General features: G+C 63.0%; 16 protein-coding genes and 1 pseudogene. 8 read left to right on the top strand and 9 right to left on the bottom strand.

Annotated elements, in window-relative coordinates; all coding sequences use genetic code 11:
* Positions 1-227: 227 nt before the first annotated feature.
* Positions 228-530, top strand: coding sequence for a DUF4148 domain-containing protein (locus CDV46_RS03865; RefSeq protein WP_087690501.1), 303 nt, complete (start codon positions 228-230; stop codon positions 528-530).
* Between the two features lie 473 nt (positions 531-1,003).
* On the opposite strand, the gene CDV46_RS03870 is transcribed toward CDV46_RS03865, so the two are convergent.
* Positions 1,004-1,957, bottom strand: coding sequence for a dienelactone hydrolase family protein (locus CDV46_RS03870; RefSeq protein ID WP_087721839.1), 954 nt, complete (start codon positions 1,955-1,957; stop codon positions 1,004-1,006).
* Between the two features lie 271 nt (positions 1,958-2,228).
* Here CDV46_RS03870 and CDV46_RS03875 point away from each other — a divergent pair, with 271 nt between their 5' ends.
* The gene (locus CDV46_RS03875) at positions 2,229-3,548 is read left to right on the top strand and encodes an O-acetylhomoserine aminocarboxypropyltransferase/cysteine synthase family protein (RefSeq protein ID WP_058376722.1); all 1,320 of its coding nucleotides are present in this window, start codon (positions 2,229-2,231) and stop codon (positions 3,546-3,548) included.
* Positions 3,549-3,806: 258 nt separating this feature from the next.
* Positions 3,807-4,661, top strand: coding sequence for an undecaprenyl-diphosphate phosphatase (locus tag CDV46_RS03880; protein WP_087721840.1), 855 nt, complete (start codon positions 3,807-3,809; stop codon positions 4,659-4,661).
* Between the two features lie 8 nt (positions 4,662-4,669).
* On the opposite strand, the gene CDV46_RS03885 is transcribed toward CDV46_RS03880, so the two are convergent.
* Both CDV46_RS03885 and CDV46_RS03890 read right to left on the bottom strand, forming a co-directional pair.
* Positions 4,670-5,785, bottom strand: a complete 1,116-nt coding sequence (locus tag CDV46_RS03885) for a Fic family protein (RefSeq protein ID WP_087721841.1) — start codon at positions 5,783-5,785, stop codon at positions 4,670-4,672.
* A gap of 88 nt (positions 5,786-5,873) precedes the next feature.
* Positions 5,874-6,737 (bottom strand): LysR substrate-binding domain-containing protein, encoded by an 864-nt coding sequence (locus CDV46_RS03890; protein ID WP_087721842.1) that lies wholly within the window; start codon positions 6,735-6,737, stop codon positions 5,874-5,876.
* Between the two features lie 165 nt (positions 6,738-6,902).
* On the opposite strand from CDV46_RS03890, the gene psrA reads away from it, so the two are divergent.
* Entirely contained in the window at positions 6,903-8,018 is a 1,116-nt protein-coding gene (psrA, locus tag CDV46_RS03895) for an iron-containing alcohol dehydrogenase PsrA (protein WP_087721843.1), read from the top strand.
* Between the two features lie 349 nt (positions 8,019-8,367).
* Positions 8,368-9,674, top strand: a pseudogene (locus CDV46_RS03900) (MFS transporter).
* On the opposite strand, the gene CDV46_RS03905 reads toward CDV46_RS03900, so the two are convergent.
* Entirely contained in the window at positions 9,668-9,922 is a 255-nt protein-coding gene (locus CDV46_RS03905; protein WP_087721844.1) for a hypothetical protein, read from the bottom strand. The pseudogene CDV46_RS03900 and the gene CDV46_RS03905 overlap by 7 nt on opposite strands.
* Positions 9,923-10,238: 316 nt before the next feature.
* Positions 10,239-10,364: a hypothetical protein gene (locus CDV46_RS27340; protein WP_254915918.1), complete on the bottom strand. Its 126-nt coding sequence runs from the start codon at positions 10,362-10,364 to the stop codon at positions 10,239-10,241.
* 413 nt (positions 10,365-10,777) lie between these two features.
* Here CDV46_RS27340 and CDV46_RS03910 point away from each other — a divergent pair, with 413 nt between their 5' ends.
* Positions 10,778-11,095, top strand: a complete 318-nt coding sequence (locus CDV46_RS03910; RefSeq protein WP_170936072.1) for a DUF4148 domain-containing protein — start codon at positions 10,778-10,780, stop codon at positions 11,093-11,095.
* A gap of 145 nt (positions 11,096-11,240) precedes the next feature.
* Here the strand turns inward: CDV46_RS03910 and CDV46_RS03915 are convergent, their stop codons facing one another.
* Together CDV46_RS03915 and CDV46_RS03920 are read right to left on the bottom strand one after the other, a co-directional pair.
* Complete coding sequence (locus CDV46_RS03915; protein WP_087721845.1) at positions 11,241-12,365, bottom strand: adenosine deaminase family protein; 1,125 nt, start codon at positions 12,363-12,365, stop codon at positions 11,241-11,243.
* Between the two features lie 76 nt (positions 12,366-12,441).
* Positions 12,442-13,848 (bottom strand): NCS2 family permease, encoded by a 1,407-nt coding sequence (locus tag CDV46_RS03920; protein ID WP_087690517.1) that lies wholly within the window; start codon positions 13,846-13,848, stop codon positions 12,442-12,444.
* A 119-nt stretch (positions 13,849-13,967) separates the two neighbouring features.
* On the opposite strand from CDV46_RS03920, the gene CDV46_RS03925 reads away from it, so the two are divergent.
* On the top strand, positions 13,968-15,020 hold the full coding sequence (locus CDV46_RS03925) for a LysR family transcriptional regulator (RefSeq protein ID WP_087721846.1): 1,053 nt from the start codon (positions 13,968-13,970) through the stop codon (positions 15,018-15,020).
* Between the two features lie 69 nt (positions 15,021-15,089).
* Here CDV46_RS03925 and CDV46_RS03930 read toward each other — a convergent pair whose 3' ends face one another.
* Positions 15,090-16,202 carry a nucleoside hydrolase gene (locus CDV46_RS03930; RefSeq protein ID WP_087690520.1) on the bottom strand — a complete coding sequence of 371 codons (1,113 nt, stop codon included), beginning with the start codon at positions 16,200-16,202 and terminating at the stop codon, positions 15,090-15,092.
* A gap of 55 nt (positions 16,203-16,257) precedes the next feature.
* Positions 16,258-17,388, bottom strand: a complete 1,131-nt coding sequence (locus tag CDV46_RS03935; protein ID WP_087721847.1) for a porin — start codon at positions 17,386-17,388, stop codon at positions 16,258-16,260.
* 356 nt (positions 17,389-17,744) lie between these two features.
* Here CDV46_RS03935 and CDV46_RS03940 point away from each other — a divergent pair, with 356 nt between their 5' ends.
* Complete coding sequence (locus tag CDV46_RS03940) at positions 17,745-18,521, top strand: hypothetical protein (RefSeq protein ID WP_140413290.1); 777 nt, start codon at positions 17,745-17,747, stop codon at positions 18,519-18,521.
* Positions 18,522-18,527 lie beyond the last annotated feature (6 nt).

Below are 18,527 nucleotides of genomic sequence, written 5' to 3' on the forward strand. Positions count from 1 at the left end.
CGGGCGGCGGTGTCGCATTCAGACCTCCCCCAGCCCGAAACCCGCGCCACTACTGCGTTAGCGCTCACTCGCGTGCATACGCCTGCCCCTTCTTGCGCACATTATTTCTAAAACAGCAATTTAAAATAGACAATTATCGACTTTATTGCGATTGATGCGAGCAATAGACTGCAACTGTCGACGGTGAAACGAACACCGCCAACGTTCAAACGACAGGAGAAAACATCATGAAGCGCACTCTTATTACCTCGGCTCTGGTTTCCGCAATGCTTGCTGTGTCGGCCGGTTCGGCCTTTGCCAGCGACGCCTTCGAAGGTCCTTCGGAATTCGCATGGGTTCCGCAAACGAGCGCCGTGAGCCGCGCACAGGTCCGCACGGAACTGATCCAAGCTCAGCAAGCCGGTCTGCTCGAACAGCACGACTCGGTGTATCCGACGACGGTTGCCAAGGTTGGCGGCGCCGCACAGCCGGTGATGGCAGGTTCGGTGACCAACGTTGCCAGCGCAGGTAGCACTTACTTCGGTAGCTGATCACCCGCATGTGCCCGTGAGCCGGCGCCGGTGTCAGGCGCGACGCGACTCCGGGTCACGCACCCTCACCGATGACAAATCGGCCGCAATTTCAGCGGCCGATTTTGTTTTGTCTGCGCGAAACGATGTCACTTCAGCGGGTTGTGGATAAGTCTGTCGATAACCCGGTGAACAAGCTGTGATTGGCACAGGGACAAGTCTGTGGACAGTCTGGGGATAGTGCAGGGATAACTACGGGATAAGTCGCCTCATTCGGGTGGATATCGCGTGGATAAGCCGTGAACAAGCTGTGGATAGGCCGTGGATAACCCCGGCATTACCAGTGGATTACCTGTGGAGATCCCGGGGTTTTGCGGTGATTAACCTGTGGATACCTGGTGCACAACTCTCGGAAAATCGCCCGCAGATGCCCGCCTGACGGGCATCTGCATCAGTTTGCCGAAATTCCCTAACGGTTTTGATCCTTCAGAAAATCAGGACGCAAAAGCCTTCGCCAGAAATGCGGTGACGCGAGCGATAGCGTCATCGCGCGCTTCCGGCTGCGTTCCCGTGATCGGCACGATATGGGTTTTCGGATTGGTGAACTCGGGGCGCTCGCGCAACGGCAGATTCGGATAGTCAAAGTCGTGATACGCGCCCGGATACATGTGGAAGGTGATCGGCGCGCCCTTGGCGGTCACGTCCTTCACGAAGGCATCGCACGGCACCGGCTTGGACCAGACGTCGTCGGCGCCGATCAACACGAGCAACGGGATACGCGTCGACCAGCCGGGCCCTTGTGCCTTCGTGTTGCACCACCCCGGATAGAACGCGACCGCTGCCACGAAGTCGGGTGGCGTGGGCGCCGTTGATACGGGCGCTGACACCGGCACTTTGCCCGGGCTGCGCGGCCCCACGGAGTACAACACCGTGCCACCGCCGTGCGACCAGCCCATCAGCGCGATGCGATCTGGCGCGATCCCCGGCAGTTGCTGCAAATACCGCAACGCGCCGTAGGCATCGCGCGGGCGCTCCACCGACGGTCGAACATCCCCGCCACCCCGGCATTCACTGGGCTGCCCGCGCGACGTAAAGCTGTCGACCGCCAGCACCGTATAGCCCTGCGCATTGAATCGCTGGGCCCAATCGAGCTCGCGGCTGTCGATCTTGCCCTTGCGCGTGATCATCCCGTTGCAGCCGTGCATGAACACGACCGCAGGCGTCGGCCCGTTGGCGTTGGGCGCACGAAACAGGTACGCGTCGAGCATCACCGGCTTGCCAGCGTTGTCCGTATCCAGCGAAGGAATGCTGATCTTCTCCTGCGCATGGGCCGTCGCCGACCACGCGCCCGCCATGCAGGCAAACACCAGTGCACATCGCAAAGCGGCACGCCCCGGCACACCGGCGTGCGTGCCGAGACGCGCAAAAAGCGCAGAACGAAACGTCATGATCGGGCGACTCCGTAGCGGTGGTGAATCAGCGTGAATCGAGTATATCCAGCCGAATAACGCCCAAACGTAAGCGCTATTACGCGCGATATTACGAACCGTTGCGCCCGGGCCGAGCTAAGCATGTGCAGATCAGAGATAAGGCGTCGCGGAGCAGGCCATTAGAATGTCCTCGGAGACCTAAACAAACCGCGAATCAAACCCGCTAAGCCAACTCGCCAACCCATCCGTTCCCCACCGGGAACGTCATGTTTATCCGGAGACAATCGACATGACCGAGAAGACACAGAGCACCGAAGAGAACGCACAAGCGCCGAAGTGGCGCCTGGAGACGCTGGCCGTGCACGGTGGCTATCGCCCCGACCCGACCACGCGTGCGGTGGCGGTGCCGATCTACCAGACCGTGGCGTATGCGTTCGACGACACGCAGCATGGCGCCGATCTGTTCGACCTGAAGGTGCCGGGCAACATCTACACCCGCATCATGAACCCGACGCAGGACGTGCTTGAGCAGCGCGTCGCCGCGCTCGAAGGCGGCATTGCGGCACTGGCCCTCGCCTCGGGTCAGGCGGCCGTCACGTATGCGATCCAGACGATTGCCGAGGCCGGCGACAACATCGTGGCGGCGAGCGCCCTTTACGGCGGCACCTACAACCTGCTGGCGCACACGCTGCCGCTCTCGGGCATCACCACGCGCTTTGCCGATCCGCGTGAGCCGGAGTCGTTCGAGCCGCTCATCGACGAGAAGACCAAGGCGATCTTCGCCGAGTCCGTCGGCAACCCGCTGGGCAACGTCACCGACATCGCCAAGCTGGCGGAAATCGCGCATCGTCACGGCATTCCGCTCATCATCGACAACACCGTGCCGTCGCCGTATCTGCTGCGTCCGTTCGAGCATGGTGCCGACATCGTCGTGCATTCGCTTACCAAGTATCTGGGCGGGCACGGCACGAGTCTGGGCGGTGCCATCGTCGACTCCGGCAAATTCCCGTGGGCCGACCATAAGACACGTTTCAAGCGCCTGAACGAGCCCGATGTGAGCTACCACGGCGTGGTCTACACGGAAGCCTTCGGGCCGGCGGCGTACATCGGCCGTGCGCGCGTGGTGCCGCTGCGCAACACCGGTGCGGCCATCTCGCCGTTCAACGCTTTCCAGATCCTGCAAGGCATCGAAACGCTGGCCTTGCGGCTGGACCGCATCACCGAGAACGCACTGAAGGTGGCACAGTTCCTCAAGAAGCATCCGAAGGTCGAGTGGGTGAACTACGCCGGTTTGCCCGAGCATCCCGACAACGCGCTCGTGAAGAAGTACCTGTCGGGACGCGGTCCGGGCATCCTGACCTTCGGGGTGAAGGGCGGCCGTGCGGCCGGCGCGTCGTTCCAAGATGCGTTGCAACTCTTCACGCGGCTCGTGAACATCGGCGACGCCAAGTCGCTGGCCACGCACCCGGCATCGACCACGCACCGCCAGCTCTCGCCGGAGGAATTGCGCAAGGCGGGTGTGAGCGAAGAAACCGTGCGCCTGTCGATCGGTATCGAACACATCGACGACCTGCTGGCCGATCTGGATCAGGCCCTCGCACGCCTCTGAAACGTGGCTTAGTCACTCCAGCACGTTTCTGCTGATGAAACAACGGGCGCCCCCAGAGGCGCCCGTTGTCATTTCAGCGTTACGGTGTGCCGGGCGCCAGTGAAGTGCCCCTGCAAAGACCTCATTCAAGGCCAATTCTGACGGGGTATCATGCGCGGCAGCCGGTCGGGGGCAGGGATCGGCGACGCCGTCATATGACTGTCACCAAAACGACATAATTGCAGCGTAGTGTGCTTGCCCATTTCCCAAGGATTGCGCATGGACTATTTGCAAGTGCTGGTGCTCGCGATTGTGCAGGGCGTGGCGGAGTTGTTGCCCGTTTCAAGCTCTGCGCACGTCATCATGGCCGAGAAGCTGATGGGGCTCGACCCGACCGCCCCCGAGATGACCTTGCTGCTGGTGATGTTGCACACCGGCACGATGCTGGCGGTGATCGTGTACTTCTGGAAATCGTGGCGCGAGCGTTACTTCTCGTCCCGCCGCGACTTCGTCCACAACGCCAAGCAAGTGATTGTCGCCACCGCCTTTACCGGCGTGATCGGCATTGCGCTGATGCTGTTCATCGAGAAGGTGCTGATGCGCGGCACGCAGCATTCCGAGATCGAGCATCTGTTCGGCAATCTGTACATCATCTCGGCGGGTCTCGCGATGGCGGGCATCCTGATCCTCATCTCGGGCCGCAAACGCCCGCCGATGGGCGACCGTCCGATGCGTGCCGCCGACTCCGCGTGGATCGGTGCGGTGCAGGGCGTGTGCCTGCCGTTCCGTGGCTTCTCGCGCTCGGGCTCGACCATTTCGACCGGCATGCTGCGCGGGCTCGACAAGATTCGTGTCGAAGAATTCAGCTTCGCGCTGGCTGTGGTGCTCACCCCGCCGGTGATCGTCAAGGAAGCGTATCGCCTGTACAAATCGGGCGCCACGCAGGCCTTCTCGGGCCACTTCATGACGGTGCTTACGCCGTGTGTCGTGGGCATGGTGTTCAGCTTCTTCGCGGGCCTGATCGCGCTGCGCTGGCTCTCGCGCTGGCTGGAGCATGGCCGTTGGTACCTGTTCGGCATCTACTGCCTCGTGGCCTCGGCCGTGGTGCTGTTCTCGAGCCAGTACCTGAGCTGATCCGCGCGTCAGTCCGCCAGTTCGTACGACGTATTGCGCCCCGCCCCGGGGCCTTTACGCAGCACACCGTGGCCGAGCAATTCGGTAATGTCGCGCAACGCCGTGTCCGGTGAGCACTTCGCGAGCGCCGCCCATTTGGCGTTCGTGAGCTTGCCCTCGAAGTCGTCGAGCAGTCGATTGAGCACTTTGATCTGACGGCCATTGAGCGGCAACGTGGCCCACGCTTGCCACAGATGCGCCTTGCGAAGTACCGCATCAAGCGTTTTGTCGGCTTGCTCGATAGCACGCTCCAGCGCGTCGTAGAACCACAGCAGCCACGCGGTGACATCTAACGTGCCCGTTTGGGTGCGCTCCAGAATCTCGTAGTAGCCCTTGCGCTCGCGCTGAATCTGCGCCGACAGACTGTAGAAGCGTTGCGGACTGCCGTCGCCGCGCGCGAGCAGCAGATCGCCGATCGCCCGCGCGATCCGGCCGTTGCCATCGTCAAAGGGATGCAGCGTCACGAACCAGAAATGGGCGAGGCCTGCTTTGATCAGCGCGAGTTCGTCCGACTCGTGATTCACCCAGCCGAGAAAGCGCGTCATCTCCTCGTCCAACCTTGCGGCGGGGGGCGCCTCGAAATGCACGCGCTGCCGGTTGTGCGAACCGGAGACCACCTGCATGGCACCGCTGGCATCGTCGCGCCAGTTCGCCACAGCAATGCGCGACATCCCTGAATAACCGGTCGGAAAGAGCGACACATGCCAGCCGAAGAGACGTTCGCGCGTCACCGGCTCGGCGCTACGTTGTGTGGCATCGAGAATCATCTCCACGACACCTTCGACATGGCGATCCACGGGTGCCAGTGCGCCGATATCGACACCAAGGCGATGGGCGATGGACGAACGCACCGACGCCGGATCGAGCTGTTCGCCTTCAATGGCGCTGGTCTTGAGTACGTCCTCGGTCAGCGCCGCCAGACTGGCTTCGTCGCGCAGGGACATCCCGACGTCTGCCATGCGGCCATACAAGCGCCCCTGCGCGCGACTGACCCGCGCGAGCGGACGCGCCAGTAATGCCATGTCGTAGCGCATTGCCGGCCATTCGGGAGCCTGCCAGAGATAAAGCCAATCACCGCGTTCCATGCGGCGATTATGGCGAAGATTCGCCGGAGGGGCAAATCAATCACCGCAGATTCTGCGGCGATTACACCCGACATTCACCGCAAGCGCGTCAAACCAACCCACCGACCACGTTCAGGAACGCCGCGATCATGCGCGATTCACGGCGCTCTGCGAGGCACACCACCACGGTGGTCGTCTCCACTTTGGCGTCGCTGATCGACACCATTGCCAGCCGCTCATCGGGAATGTGTTCGCGCGCCGACACCGCCGCGATGCCGAGCCCGAGAATCACCGCTTCGCGAATCGCCTCGCGGCTGCCGATCTCCATCGAGACGTCCGGCACTACCCCCGCCGAGGCAAGCGCCGCCTCCAGCGCGTGACGCGTCGTCGACCCCGGTTCGCGCATCAGCATCGGCTCGCCCGCCAATTCCGCCAGCTTCACACTACGACGGCGCGCAAACCGGTGACCCCGTGGCACCAGCAACACCACCGGATGCGTACGATACGGCACGGCATGCAGTCGCGCGTCATCCTGAAAACGCGCCAGCACCGCCACATCCGTGCGGTACGCAAGCAGGCCGTCGATCATCTCCTCCGAGTTGCCCGCACGCATCGAAATGGCAATGCCCGGATAACGCGGCCGAAACGCCGCCACGATCTCCATCGCGTGATGCGGTCCCACCGCACCAAGGCGTAGCTCCCCCGTTCTCAGCCCGCCATGCTCCTTGAGCAGACCGAGCGCTTCAGCCTCGTCCGCAAAGATGCGCAGGCTCACCGAATACAACGCCTTGCCCGTGGGCGTCAGCGTCAATCCGCGACCGTGCCGATAGAACAACTCGATGCCGTAAGTCTCTTCGAGCGCGCGAATCTGCGTCGTCATCGTCGGCTGGCTCACATGCAGCGCCTGCGCCGCACGCGTCACGCTGCCGTGATGCGCCACGGCATGGAACGAACGCAATTGGGTAATCCGCATCGGTGACGCTCCCGTGACGAGGTATAGGTTTTACCAATAGGTTGGCGAAAAAATGTGAATTGGAAGTATAGGACGGCGCTCACCATAATCCAGCTCAATCTTTCGCCAACCGTTCGCTTCGCCGGATGCGAAGCGCCAAACGCGGCATCGTCCCCGCCATCCGCCATGACCGAACGTTCGCGCTCTTCCAGCTTCCCCAGCTTTCACAACCCTGTCGACGTCCACTTCGGCGACGGCGCCCTCGCCCAGCTACCGGCCCTCGTCGGCCAGCGCCGTGTCGTGCTGGTCACCATGCCCGAAGCCCGCGCGCTGGGCATGACCGGTCAGGTCGAAGCCCTGCTCGGCGGCCAGCTTGCCGGCGTGATCGATCAGGTGAGCCCGAACCCCGACGTGCGCGAACTGGCGCCGATGTACGGCGACTTCTGGCGTCGCTACGGACAGTGCGAGGTGATCGTGGCACTCGGTGGCGGCAGCGCGCTCGACACGGCCAAGTTGTTGATGGTCGCCGGTGACGACGACCGCTTCAGCACGCTGGTCGATGCGCTCGATGCAGGCGGCACCTTCAACCCTACGCGCACCAAGCGGCTCATCACGATCCCGACGACAGCGGGCACCGGCAGCGAAGTCACGCCGTGGGCCACGCTCTGGGACCGGCACGTGAAGCGCAAGAAATACTCGCTGCATTTGCCCGAAACGTGGCCCGAAGCCGCCATCGTCGATCCCCGGCTCACTCGCTCGCTGCCCCGCTCCGTGACATTGCAAAGCGGTCTCGACGCGCTCTCGCATGCGCTGGAAGCGATCTGGAACGTCAACGCGAATCCGATCTCCGACACCTTCGCGGTCACCGCAGCGCGCGACATGATGCGCGTGCTGCCGCAGCTCATGGCGTCACTCGACGATATCGACCTGCGCCGCGCCGCTGCACTCGCCGCGTTGCAGGCAGGTATGGCGTTCTCGAACACGAAGACGGCCCTCGCCCATTCGATTTCCTACGACATGACCATTCGCCACGGGCTGCCGCACGGCATTGCGTGCTCGTTCACGCTGCCCGCCGTGATGCGTCTGGCGATCGGCCGGCGCCCGGACCGCGACGCCGTGCTCGCGCAAGTCTTCGACGGCGATATCGCGGGTGCGCCCGAGACGCTCACGGCCTTCTTGAACGACTTGGGCGTCGCCACCGAATTCGCCGCCTATGGGGTGACCGAGTTGGAGTCGACGGCAATGATTGCCGCCGCACTCGACGGCCCACGGGGTCGCAACTTTATCGGGGCAATGGCCTGACGGGCCTGCGTCCCACGCTCCACCGCGCGGCACTGAACGCATCGCAGGCGCCGGGCGCGGCGAGCCACCGAAGTTTGTCGCTGTCGTACTGAAGCATTGACGTTTCGATGTACCGGCGCGTGGCCGTTTGCAGCGTCGTTTTACTTGGGTCTGCTTTGGCTTACCTGAGCGTACCTAAGCGTGCCTAGGCATTTCCGAGACTTATCCGCAGTCCCCGCAACAGCCATTATCGAAAAAACAGCCGCCGGTCCAACGCGCGGTCACAAGACAACCATGGAGACAGACGCCCCGGCGCAGACCGGAGCGTCGCAGCGCGCCGCCACGGCGCGGCGCATCAACAGGAGGCGCAATGGAACAGGTTCTCACCGGGATCGGCAACAGCGATACCGTCTCTGCCGAAAAGGCAGTGCGTACGGTCGCGCTGGCCAGCCTGATCGGCACGACCGTCGAATGGTATGACTTCTTCCTGTACGGCACCGTCACAGGACTCGTCTTCAACAAGCTCTTCTTCCCCAGCGGCGATGCCTTCATCGCCACCGCACTGGCCTATACCGTCTACGCGGTGGGCTTCGCCACCCGTCCGCTCGGCGGCATTCTGTTCGGTCACTTCGGCGACAAAATCGGGCGCAAGCCGCTGCTCATCATCACGCTCACCATCATGGGGGTATCGACCTTTCTGGTCGGGCTGGTGCCGAGCTACGAAAGTATCGGCATCGCCGCGCCATTGATCCTGCTTTTCCTGCGCCTGTTGCAAGGCATCGGGCTGGGTGGCGAATGGGGCGGCGCGGTGCTGATGGCCTTCGAGTACGCCCCCCGTGACAAACGCGGCCAGTTCGCGGCCTACCCGCAGATCGGGCTGGCCGTCGGGTTGTGTCTGTCGACCGGTGTCGTGGCCCTGCTCTCGTCGACGCTGACCGATGCGCAGTTCATGTCGTGGGGCTGGCGGCTCGCCTTCATGCTCAGTCTCGCGCTGGTGGCCGTGGGCATGTTCATCCGACTGAAGGTACTCGAGACACCCGAGTTTGCGCGCATCAAGGACAGCCAGCACGTGGCCCATGTGCCGCTCAAGGAGATCGCACGCGACTACCGTCGCAATGTGCTGCTCGGCTGGGGGGCGCGCTACATCGACGGCGTCGTGTTCAACGTCTACGCCGTGTTCGCGATTTCCTATCTGGTGGGACGCTGCACTTCCCGAAGACGCCCGTGCTGGTGGCGGTCACGCTGGCCGCACTCGTGCTTGTCGTGACGATTCCCTACGCATCGAAGCTGTCCGATCGGGTGGGCCGCCGTCGCGTGTTCGGCTGGGGAGCGATGGCGTGCGGGTTGTCGTCGATTCCGGCGCTGGCCGTCATGCACTACTCGACAAACATCTGGTGGGTATCGCTCGCGGTGATCTTGCCGCTGGGCGTGGTGTACGCCTTCGTCTACGGGCCGGAAGCCTCGATGTTCTGCGAGCTGTTCGACACGCGCGTGCGTTACACGGGTATCTCGGTGGTGTATCAGGTGTCGGGGATTGTTTCGAGCTCGATCACACCGCTGGTGGCGGCAACGCTGCTCGAATACGGCGGCCACAAACCGTGGTGGATCGCGGTCTATGTGGTCGCCGTCGGGTGCCTCTCCGCCGCGTGCGCCGCGGCGATGAAGAAGACTTACTGACCGAAGTAGATCGAACCGGCGCGGTTCACGCGACCCGGCACTTCATACACCGGTGCCACGGTCGTGGCTTGTTGGGCGGCAACAGGACCCGGCTGGGCTTGTTGCTGCACCTGCACCTGCACCTGAGCTTGCGTTTGCGATTGCGCTTGTTGCGGCTGCGATGCCGGTTGCGTGTTTTCGGCAGCTTGTGCAGCGCCAACGGTCAGCAGGGTGGCAGCAAAGGCCGAAGCGATCAGAGCGTGTTTCATTTTCCATTTCTCCTGTCGGAAGCGACGTCCACGACGGGCGCCACCATTGCCGCCAATCTACGCTCGCGCACGCATGAGAAAAACGCGGTCCCGGAGAAGGACGCATTGCTGAAAATGAAATAATCGGGGAATGTTTGAGGCGATTGATCGCGCACACCGAATCATGGCGAACATCGCAGCGGGCTCACGTTGCACGAACCCCGCGCGAGGCGAGGCTCGCGCAAATTCAAAGTTTCGGATCAACCGGTTACACCCATCTGCGCCAGCGCAGCTTCACAACTGCGTAGCGATCGGCATCACGCCAACATCCCGGCAATCAACGACGCGTAATACGCACTGCCTGACGACGCGAGCGGTTGGCACGTTCCTGACGGCTGCGCAAATACACGGCGGTGAGCAACGAAGCACTCGCCAGCAAGAGGAAAGAACCGAGGGCAGCCATTTTTATGCTCCTGTACGGGCCAACATCGTCCGCGGTGCGGCGCACCTTGCGAACCACGACGTCGGCCAGACTTCATGATTGTTACTCTACTGCTGACACGCGTAGCAATAAACCCCATTGCATGAGACAGGTTGTTGCGCAAAGCGGCATTTCCCGCCAAATCCCCGCCCAAACCCGGTCAGCGCACAGCCATATATCCCTTATATCGGCGCCAGAGCGTTGATTTTCAATAGATTTTTCGAATCAGACGATTGGTTGTGTTTTGTGGACGCTCAGTTGCGAAAAAACCACGGGTTATCCCTAAGATTCAACTCATGCCAACGCGACGGACACCGCAGTGCAGCAAAACCGCGGAAATGCCCCGAACGCTAGCTGAACACGAAAGAACACAATCAATTGACAGGAGTATCACCATGAACACCCGTATCCTTGCTGCTGTTGTCGCTGCTACTGCATTCGTGTCGGCCTCGGCTTTCGCCGACGCTCGTTACGACAATTCGATCGGCGACACGCAACAGCTCGCCAGCCAAAGCGACGTGTCGCGCGCTGAAGTTCGCAGCGAAATTGCCCAGGCTCGCGCCGACGGTCAGCTCAATCAAGTGGAAACCGGCACGCCGTTGACCGCACAGATTCAGGACAACAAGGCAGCCCCGGCCAGCGGTATTACCCGTGCCGACGTGCGCGCCCAGTTGAACGACCGCAATCTGGTCGACCCGGACAACCACTCGTAATTCATTGGTTGGATCGTTGCCCGCGCATCGTCCCCAAGCGATGCGAAGCCGCCAGCGTGCAGACGCCGACGGCTTTTTTCTTGGGTAAAAAAAATGCCGCCCGAAGGCGGCAAATGGTCGGGTGAGACCAAGGAAAAACCGTAACTCAGGCGCCCGCACCCGGCTTTGCAAGCGACGCCTCCAACGCACGACGCGCCGTATCGAACTCCACGGCGAACGTGCGACGCCATGCGCGGCGAGTGCTGTCGTCGATCCACGCACCGTCGAGACCGTTCTGCATGAACGTCTGCAAATCGTCGAGCGAGAAGCCCAGATGGCTGAACATCAACTCCCACGCCTGCGCCGGGTTGACCTTGTGCAGCGTCGGATCGTCGGTGTTCGGGTGAATCTTCAGACCCAACCCCGGCATGCGGCGAATCGGGTGATCTTCCGCCCAGCGCTCCGGCGTCAACGTGCGCAGGTAATACGAGTTGGTCGGCACCACCGTGAACACGATGCCGCGCTCGGCGCATTCGTGCGCGAAGTCCGGTGCGTCGACGATGGTGTAGCCGTGATCGATGCGATCGCACTTGAGCAACTCGACAGCCGTCTCCACGTTCGTCCACGGCGTGCCGAATTCGCCCGCATGCGCGGTCGTCTTGAAGCCCGCCAGACGCGCGTTGCGGTACGCCTTCCAGAAGAACTCCGGCGGGCGGTCATTTTCCCGATAGTCGATACCGATACCGATTACTTCATCGGCGCGATGCGCACGCATCCACTCGACCATCTCAACGGCTTCGCGCGGATCGGCTTCGCGGTCGATGCTCGGGATCAGACGCCCGACGATGCCGTGGTCGCGCTCGGCGTCACGAATCGCGGCGACGATGGCGTCTTGCGCATCGACATACGGAATGCCCGACGTGCGCACCGTACCCGTCGGGTTCCAGAAGAATTCGCTGTAGCGCACGTTATGCGTAGCGGCATCGGCCAGATATTCGTAGGCGATGCGATGCAGATCGTCAGGCGTGGTCAGCAGATACTCGTCGAGCGCGCGCAGCACACGCAGCACGCCCACGGGCTTCTCGCCACGGGTGTAGAACCCATCGATCTCGTCGCGCGCGAGCGGTGCGTTCGACTTCTCGGCCAACGCGACGAACGTGTCGTGACGCACGGCACCCAGCAAGTGGCAGTGCAGTTCGACCTTCGGCATCGCGTGGAAAAACGTGCGATGCGCCTCCTGAATCTGCACGCCGGTGCGTGCGGCGGGCACGTGGCCCGGTGTCTCTGTCATAACGCTCAGTCTTATTGAATTCATGAGGCCCGCCCATGGCGGACGGGCCGATGTTGCTCAGGGGTAACCGCGTCGCTTAGTGACGCCCCACCACCGTCCAGAAGTAATACGCGAGGGGCAGCGTCAACACGTACAGCCCCCACGGCAGATCCTTGAAGCGCCCCATCAGCACCTTCACCAGCACATAGCAGAGCAAGCCGCCCGCGATACCCGTGCCGAAGCTGTTCGAGAGCAGCGTGAGCAGCACCATCGCAAGCACCGGGAATGCATCGCTGAAGTCGTCGAACGGCACATGACGAATCGTGCTGAACATCGACAGACCGATCAGGATGAGTGCGGGCGCCGTGGCTTCCTTCGGAATGGCCAATGCCACCGGTACGAAGAAGCACACCAGTGCAAACATGAACGCGGCGGCAATCGACGTCAGGCCCGTGCGGCCACCCGCTTCCACGCCTGCCGCCGATTCGACCAGCGCCGTCAGTGCGGGAATGCCCAGCAGCGCGCCGCCCGTGGCGGCAATCGAGTCGACCAGAAACGGTCGATTGATGTTGGCCATGTTGCCGTGCTCGTCAAGCAGGCCAGCCTTGCCGCCCACGGCGAGCGTGGTGCCCAGCGTGGAGAAGAACTCCGCCGCGAAGAACGCGAACAGATACGGCAGCGCCGCCACGGTCAACGCGCTATGCAGATCCAGTTGGAACGCTACCGGCGCAATGCTGTGCGGCAGCGAAATGAACGACTCGGGGACCTTGGTCACACCGAGTGGCACGCCGGCGAGCGCCGCCAACAGGATCGACCAGAGAATGGCGCCCGGCACCTTGCGCCCTTGCAGCAAAATGGCCGCGCCCAGCCCGACCAAGGCCACGATGGTGCCCGGCTTGCTGAAGTCGCCCAGCGCGAAGGCGTTGGTCTTGGCGTTGGCCACGACCATGCCTGCGTTGCGCACGCCCAGCACCGCAATGAACAAGCCGATGGATGCGCCCAGCCCCAGCTTGATGGCCGTCGGGATCAATCGCGCGACCACGCTGCGCGCGCCGAGCACGGTCAGCAGCAGGAACAGCACGCCCGAGAGGAACGCGATGGCGATGCCGGTCTGCCACGCGACATGCTCCGTTGCCGCCAGCGTCACGCCGACGATCACCGAGCCGCCGATGCCCGGGCCGACCACGAACGGCAGGTTCGCGTAGAAGCCCATCAGCACCGAAAACAGCACGAACACGAGCATGACCGCCGTGGTAGCGGCGCCGCGATCCATCCCGCCGGTGGCGAGCAACGAGGGAATTACCACCATCAGGTAGGCGGCGGCCAGAAACGTCGTGATACCGGCCAGCACTTCGGTACGCACGGACGAGCCGCGCTCGGCGATGGCGAAACGTCGCTCGAACCAGCCGCGCGGCGCACTTGCCGTGCCGCCCTGCGGCAGGCTGCCGCTGGTGCCGCCCGCGTGGCCACTATTAACGTCGCGCTCAGTAGGAGAGGTATGCATATGCCAAGAATAGTTGGGTCTTTGCGTGGCACTTTACGGCCAAGCGACTATAAATAAAAAATCAAATTACTTATGATTCGATAATTCGAATCTATTCTTCGCAAACCCAGGAGCGCGCTATGGCGACACCCCCGAATTCATCGCGCCGTACCGGTCAATCGGCCGCCGCCAAAGCCTCGCCCGCCACCACAACGCCGCCGCAAGCGAAGAAGGAAGCACCGGCGACAGCCAAGGCCACCGCGACCGCCCCCCCAGCCACCGTGCCGCCACTGCCTGCGCTCACGTTGCGGCAAGTGCAGTACTTCGTTGCGCTGGCGCACTCGCGCAGCTTCACGCAGGCGGCGCAGGCGCTCTCCGTGACTCAGCCCGCACTGACGGCCGCCATCCGGCAAATCGAGTTTCTGCTCGGCGGCCGGTTGTTCGAGCGCTCAGCACACCGTCTCACGCTGACCGAGGCCGGCACGACCATCCTGCCGCTCGCCGAGCGCCTGCTCAACGCCGCGCGGGGCACCTTCGACGACATGACCAGCACCTTCACGCTGCAAGCGCAGACGGTGCGTATCGGCTTCATCCCGTCGGTGGCCGCCCGCTTGCTGCCGGTGCTCGGCAGCCTGCGAGAAGCGCACCCCGGCGTTCGCTTCGCCCTGAGCGATCTGCCGAACAGCGAACTCGTCGCCGCGCTCGCCCGTGGCGAGATTGACCTCGGCGTGGGCATTCGCGATGAAGACGACGAAGCGGTCAGCGCCGAGGGCTTTCGCTGCGACGACCTGTTCGACGATGAAATCGTGCTCGTCGCGCGCCACGACGATCCGCTGGCAAAGGCGGCGTCTGCCACGTGGGCACAACTCACCGAGCGCGATCTCGCCGTCTTCGTGCGCGGCAACGTCAGCGATTCGTTGCGACGCACGGGCGGCTCGCACAATCTACGTCTGGAGCCGAAATACCGCATGGAGTACACCGAGCCGCTGTACGCGCTCGTGCGCAGCGGTCTCGCGCTTGCCATCCTGCCCAAGCTCTACACCCTGCACTTGCACGACCCGGACCTCGTCGCGCTCGACGTCACGGCACCGCGCGTCACACGTACCGTCGCGCTGATGTCGCTCGACGGCAAGGAGCGCGGCCCGCAGGTCAGCGCCTGCCGCGACTGGATCGCGAAGCATCTCGCGACGTAATCACAACATGCGAAAACGCGGTGCCCTTGTCTTTGCTGGGGCACCGCGTTGCTTCATTACCTCGAGTCGTTACGGCAGGCGCGCAATCCGCGCCAGCAACGTCTCGTAGAAACGATCGTCATCCACGTCGGTGATCCACGTGGCGTTCACGGCGCGCTTGGTGCGCCCGGTCCAGTCCACCACGGTCTCGCCCAGCGTGAGTTGACCCGTCGTCTCGACCGCCACGTTCACGCGACGCCCGCCAAACATCGTCGGATCGATCAGGTAGCCGATCGTGCAAGGGTCGTACATCGGTGCCGACTCCACACCGCGGCGGCCCTTCTGATAGGCCACTTCCGCCGCGAGAATGTCCGCCACGATCGGGCCGCAACGATTCTTCAACGCGCGGAACGGTGCCACACGTGCCGGGGTAATCGGGGCCTTCACGCAAACGTCGCGCGGCATCACCGTAATCGGCACACCGGCGTTCAGCACGATGCTCGCGGCTTCCGGATCGACAAAGATGTTGAACTCGGCAGACGGCGTGATATTGCCGCGCTCGAACCACGCGCCGCCCATCACCACGATTTCGCGCAGCGCTTTTGCGCCGTCCGGCGCGGCGGTCAACGCGGTGGCCACGTTGGTGAGCGGCCCGATCGCCACGAGCGTCACGCTGCCCGGTTTGGCCGCGCGCAGCGTGTCGATCAGATACGTCACGGCGTGCTGCGGGGCCAGCGGTGCGCGCGGCTCATGCAACGTCACGCCGTCGAGGCCCGTTCGGCCATGCACATTCGCGGCCGTAATCAGATCGCGCATGAGCGGCTTCGGGCAGCCGGCATACACCGGCAGCGAGTGCGTCTTGCCCGCCCAGTCGCGCACGATGCGCGCGTTGCGCTCGGTCAGTTCCAGCGGGACGTTGCCGCCCACCGTCGTGAGCGCTTTCAGGTCGATCTGATCGCTGGCACCCAGTGCAAACAGAATGGCGATGGCATCGTCCTGACCCGGGTCGCAATCGATGATGACGGTGCGACGCGGCGTGCCGTCGGCCGCGAGGCGCGACGCGCCTTCGGTCGACGTCAGTTCTGCCAGCGCGTTACCGGCACCGGTGGCGCCCAGCGTCGCCAGCGAGGCGGCGAGCGACGTGCGCAGGAAAGTGCGGCGATTGCGCTGCGGGGCCGTGCTCGGTTCGTTGATGTCTGCCATGGCGTCGAATCTGAAATTAGCGTGAAAGGCGAAGTCGTGAGGCCGCGTCGGTCGATCAGAACGTGTGGCGCATGCCCAGCGTCACGGCCAGCTGACGCTTGGTGCTCGATGCGGCGTAGCCGAACAGCTGCGCATTCTGCGCGTCGCCTGCGGCCTGCTGCGCGTTGAGCGTGAGCGCCACGTCAGTGCGCTTGGACAGCCAGTAATCGGCTTGCAGGTTCACCTGATGCCATTGCGGGCGCGTGTTGATCACATCGTAGTTGCCCGTCGTGAAACCGTACGCAGCGCCCAGCACGAGGGCCGGCGTGACGTTGTAGTTCAGCGTCAGGTTGTAGTTCTGCAAGTGCAGATGCGACGCGTCGAGATACGTGTAGCGCACGTCGGAGAACATCGCACCGATCAGCGCCGGGCCCCAGTGGTAGAAGCCGCCCGTGGCGAAGACGCGCTGCTGGCTCGCGTACATCGTCGGATGCACGGCGCTCTTCGAGAAGATCAGCAGCGGGCTGGCGTAGTCGTTGGCGATGGCGCCGTCGTTGTTCGTGCCGCTGAACGGGTTGTTGTATTGCGCGTACGCGGCGTTCCAGTCGAAGTCGGCGTACTTGTAGCCCAGGCCGAAGCTGTAGGCGTTGTTATTGCGAAAGCCCGTGGCCGAGTTCGAGAAGCCGTATTGCGCCGTGCCGTGGAAGCCGCCCACCGTCGGGCTCACCCACTTCACCGAGTTCTGCATACGGATATCGTTGTAGCCGTTGTCGTTGTCGCCGATGTTCACGCCGTTGCTCGAAATGATGATCGGGCCGACGTAATCGTGAATGGTGTCGTACTGGCGGCCGAGGGTCAGCGTGCCCCACTTGTTGTCCGACAGGCCGACGAACGACTGGCGGCCGAAGGCACGGCCGTTCTGGGCCGCCGTGCCGTTCACGATGCTGAAGCCGGCTTCGAGCGTGAAGATCGCCTTGGTGCCGCCGCCGAGATCCTCAGACCCACGGAAACCCCAGCGCGGGTTCTGGTTCGTACCCGAGAGCGCCTGCCACGTCTTGTTGCCGCCCTGATTGCTCACGTACCCCACGCCGCCCGAAATCAGGCCATAGATGGTGACGTTGCTTTGCGCATGTGCCGAGGTTGCGGCAAGGGCCATCGCGGCGCAGGCGCCGGCAAGGCCCAGACGGGCCAGAATCGTGGTCTTCATGAGGTGTGGCGTTCTCTAAGGTTTTATCTGCGCGCCGGCGAGATAGGTGCATTCGGCGCTACAGGGACCGAACTATAGGGAACGGGTTTGTATAAATATAATTTTGATTTTTTATATATCGATAAATTTAATCGATTCAACGACGACAGCCACGTGCGGCGGCGTCTTGGGCGGCAAAAACCGTTGTCGTGGCGATCGAGAGTGTGCGTTGCGCGCCACAGTCAGTGAAGTTTCGCGTCTTCGCCCTGCGCGATCAGGGCGTGTCCCCACCGGCGAACGTAGGCAACCGCGCGAAGCGCGAAGGTGCTCTGGGAATCGACGATCCGCGTCGATAGGATTCGCACCAGCCGGGCACATTGCCAGCACATCGTTGGCCGTTACTTCGTTATTCCGTCACTCATTTACTCAGTTACGCCCCCGGCTCTCTCTTCCCTCTGAACTGGAGCGCCCGCCTCATGACGATCGTTACCCCCCTGCCGCCCCCTGCTATCCCATACGCCAATGCTTCCGAGGCTGACGGTCCGCCCAGCGATCAGACGTACGAAACGCGGCTCGGTGAAGTCCTCAAGGAGAAATTCGCGGTCGTATACGTTGGCTACTCGGGCGCGGGATATGCAGCGCAGACCGGAATCAAGGAAGCCATCGCGCGGGACCTGAAAGCCATTTGCGAGGAACGCGGTCGAAAAGACGACGTGGTCGTGGTCGCCGGCGGCACGCCCGAAGGGATCGGCGTCGTCTACGAAGTCGCCCGGGACATGCGGCTTGCCACGCTCGGCATCGTGGCCGAACAAGGTGCGCAATATGCTTCAGCGAATTGCGAAACGTTGGTGACCGTGACAAACGGCGACACGAACGATTGGTCGACGCGCATGCCCCAATCCGGCGAGGAACTCGTTGTCACCGCGCTCAGGATCGCCAATGAGCAGGGCAAGGGCGCCCAACTGCTGGCGTACAACGGCGGTCCGCAGGCATTTGTCGAAGCGATGGCGGCGGCCAAAGCCGGCTACAACGTGAAGATCGCCCACGAACATCAGGCGATGAAGACCGACAGGCCGATGCCGTTCAACGACCCCGACAAGTTCAGTGCGCTCATCGCGGCAGGGGCGACGCTTGCATCCCCGTCCGAGAGTTGACCTCGT

This window comes from Pandoraea sp. PE-S2T-3, assembly GCF_002179965.1.
Taxonomy (GTDB): Bacteria; Pseudomonadota; Gammaproteobacteria; order Burkholderiales; family Burkholderiaceae; genus Pandoraea.

What these genes read in the sequence shown, in the direction of transcription:
- CDV46_RS03865 (WP_087690501.1), top strand. Translation starts at nt 228, where the DNA reads ATGAAGCGCACTCTTATTACCTCGGCTCTGGTTTCCGCAATGCTTGCT.
- CDV46_RS03870 (WP_087721839.1), bottom strand. Translation starts at nt 1,957, where the DNA reads ATGACGTTTCGTTCTGCGCTTTTTGCGCGTCTCGGCACGCACGCCGGT.
- CDV46_RS03875 (WP_058376722.1), top strand. Translation starts at nt 2,229, where the DNA reads ATGACCGAGAAGACACAGAGCACCGAAGAGAACGCACAAGCGCCGAAG.
- CDV46_RS03880 (WP_087721840.1), top strand. Translation starts at nt 3,807, where the DNA reads ATGGACTATTTGCAAGTGCTGGTGCTCGCGATTGTGCAGGGCGTGGCG.
- CDV46_RS03885 (WP_087721841.1), bottom strand. Translation starts at nt 5,785, where the DNA reads ATGGAACGCGGTGATTGGCTTTATCTCTGGCAGGCTCCCGAATGGCCG.
- CDV46_RS03890 (WP_087721842.1), bottom strand. Translation starts at nt 6,737, where the DNA reads ATGCGGATTACCCAATTGCGTTCGTTCCATGCCGTGGCGCATCACGGC.
- psrA (WP_087721843.1), top strand. Translation starts at nt 6,903, where the DNA reads ATGACCGAACGTTCGCGCTCTTCCAGCTTCCCCAGCTTTCACAACCCT.
- CDV46_RS03905 (WP_087721844.1), bottom strand. Translation starts at nt 9,922, where the DNA reads ATGAAACACGCTCTGATCGCTTCGGCCTTTGCTGCCACCCTGCTGACC.
- CDV46_RS27340 (WP_254915918.1), bottom strand. Translation starts at nt 10,364, where the DNA reads ATGGCTGCCCTCGGTTCTTTCCTCTTGCTGGCGAGTGCTTCGTTGCTC.
- CDV46_RS03910 (WP_170936072.1), top strand. Translation starts at nt 10,778, where the DNA reads ATGAACACCCGTATCCTTGCTGCTGTTGTCGCTGCTACTGCATTCGTG.
- CDV46_RS03915 (WP_087721845.1), bottom strand. Translation starts at nt 12,365, where the DNA reads ATGACAGAGACACCGGGCCACGTGCCCGCCGCACGCACCGGCGTGCAG.
- CDV46_RS03920 (WP_087690517.1), bottom strand. Translation starts at nt 13,848, where the DNA reads ATGCATACCTCTCCTACTGAGCGCGACGTTAATAGTGGCCACGCGGGC.
- CDV46_RS03925 (WP_087721846.1), top strand. Translation starts at nt 13,968, where the DNA reads ATGGCGACACCCCCGAATTCATCGCGCCGTACCGGTCAATCGGCCGCC.
- CDV46_RS03930 (WP_087690520.1), bottom strand. Translation starts at nt 16,202, where the DNA reads ATGGCAGACATCAACGAACCGAGCACGGCCCCGCAGCGCAATCGCCGC.
- CDV46_RS03935 (WP_087721847.1), bottom strand. Translation starts at nt 17,388, where the DNA reads ATGAAGACCACGATTCTGGCCCGTCTGGGCCTTGCCGGCGCCTGCGCC.